This is a genomic window from Polaromonas sp. CF318, from assembly GCF_000282655.1.
Classification (GTDB): domain Bacteria; phylum Pseudomonadota; class Gammaproteobacteria; order Burkholderiales; family Burkholderiaceae_C; genus Polaromonas.
Genome location: NZ_AKIV01000122.1, coordinates 1 through 1,949, shown reverse-complemented (window position 1 = coordinate 1,949; position 1,949 = coordinate 1). Strand labels below are relative to the sequence as shown.

2 protein-coding genes are annotated in these 1,949 nt (G+C 63.7%); one reads left to right on the top strand and one right to left on the bottom strand.

All coding sequences use genetic code 11. The features are described 5' to 3' along the window. Positions 1-57: 57 nt before the first annotated feature. Positions 58-759, bottom strand: a complete 702-nt coding sequence (locus PMI15_RS19580; protein ID WP_007873471.1) for a YggS family pyridoxal phosphate-dependent enzyme — start codon at positions 757-759, stop codon at positions 58-60. 47 nt (positions 760-806) lie between these two features. Between PMI15_RS19580 and PMI15_RS19575 the strand changes: the two genes are divergently transcribed. After that, complete coding sequence (locus PMI15_RS19575; RefSeq protein WP_007873468.1) at positions 807-1,850, top strand: type IV pilus twitching motility protein PilT; 1,044 nt, start codon at positions 807-809, stop codon at positions 1,848-1,850. Positions 1,851-1,949 lie beyond the last annotated feature (99 nt).

Genomic DNA, 1,949 nt, shown 5'->3' with positions numbered 1-1,949 from the left:
CCCCCTCGGGGGGCAGCGCATTACACGGAGCCGAAGGCGAAGTGAAAAGCGTGGGGGCTATCTCTTGCCAAATATTGCAGTGCCCACGCGGACCATGGTGCTGCCCGCGTGAATGGCGGCCTCCAGGTCCGCGGTCATGCCCAAGGACAAGGTATCCATAGGTGTCGGCAGGACACCAGAGGCGTTGACCGCATCAAAAAGGGCTTTGGTCCTGGCATGCACCGCGCAGGCCGCGTCGAAGTCGGCGGCGGGTTCGGGAATGGCCATCAGGCCGCGCAGCACCAGGCGCGGCAGTTGCGCGACTTCCCGCGCCAGGGCCTGGACCTCGGCCGGCGGCAGCCCCGATTTGTTGGCGCCGCCGTCGATGTTGACCTGCAGGCAGATCTGCAGCGGCGGCAGGCTGTCAGGCCGCTGCTCGCTCAGGCGCTGGGCGATCTTGAGCCGGTCGACCGACTGCACCCAGTCAAAATGCTCGGCGACCAGGCGGGTCTTGTTGCTTTGCACCGGGCCTATGCAGTGCCACTCCAGGGCTTGGCCGCCCGGCCGGCCCCGCAGCGCGAGAATCTTCTCCACGCCCTCGGTGATGTAGTTTTCGCCGAAGGCGCGTTGCCCGTCCGAGGCGGCGTCGGCCACGGCCTCGGCGCCGAAGGTCTTGGACACGGCCAGCAGACGTACGGTAGCCGGGTTGCGCCCGGCGGCGAAGCAGGCCGTGGTGATACGGTCACGGACAAGCTGGAGATTGCGCACAATCGTGGTCATAATCGAACTGTAAACTTTAGTTGAGTCATTTTTAAAAGGGTCCCGGGATGGATATCACGCAGTTGCTGGCCTTTAGCGTCAAGAACAAGGCGTCTGACTTGCATTTATCGGCTGGCTTGCCGCCCATGATTCGGGTTCACGGCGACGTGCGGCGTATCAACATCGACCCGCTGGACCACAAGCAGGTGCATTCCATGGTGTACGACATCATGAACGACACCCAGCGCAAAACCTATGAAGAATTCCTGGAAGTCGACTTCTCGTTCGAGATCGATGGGCTGGCCCGCTTTCGCGTCAATGCCTTCAACCAGAACCGCGGCGCCGGCGCCGTGCTGCGGACCATTCCGTCCAAGATCCTGACGCTGGAGCAGCTCAACGCCCCGAAAATCTTCGGCGACCTGGCGCTCAAGCCGCGCGGCATGGTGCTGGTGACGGGGCCCACGGGTTCGGGAAAATCCACCACGCTGGCCGCCATGGTCAACTTCCTGAACGAAACCGAGTACGGCCACATCCTCACGGTGGAAGACCCCATCGAGTTCGTGCACGAGTCCAAAAAATGCCTGATCAACCAGCGCGAGGTCGGCCCGCACACGCTGAGCTTCAACGCCGCGCTGAAATCCGCGCTGCGCGAAGACCCGGACGCCATCCTCGTGGGTGAAATGCGCGACCTGGAAACCATACGCCTGGCCATGTCGGCCGCTGAAACCGGCCACCTGGTCTTCGGCACGCTGCACACCTCCAGCGCCGCCAAGACGATTGACCGGATCATCGACGTGTTCCCGGCCGAGGAAAAGGAAATGATCCGCTCCATGCTGTCGGAGTCGCTGCAGGCGGTGATCTCGCAGACGCTGTGCAAGACCAAGGACGGCGCGGGCCGTGTCGCGGCGCACGAGATCATGCTGGGCACTTCCGCGATCCGCAACCTGATCCGCGAAGCCAAGGTCGCGCAGATGTATTCGTCCATCCAGACCGGCAACAGCGTGGGCATGCAGACCCTGGACCAGAACCTGACCGACCTGGTCAAACGCAATGTGATTTCCCCCGCGGAAGCGCGCGGCAAGGCGAAAATCCCGGAAAACTTCCCAGGCTAGACATGCGCAACACTGGCTGCACAAACCCGCCCCAAGCCAGCCAGGGCCGCGGAACCGGCTTTGCCGGGCCGCAGGCGCAGCGGCCCCCTCGGGGGGGAG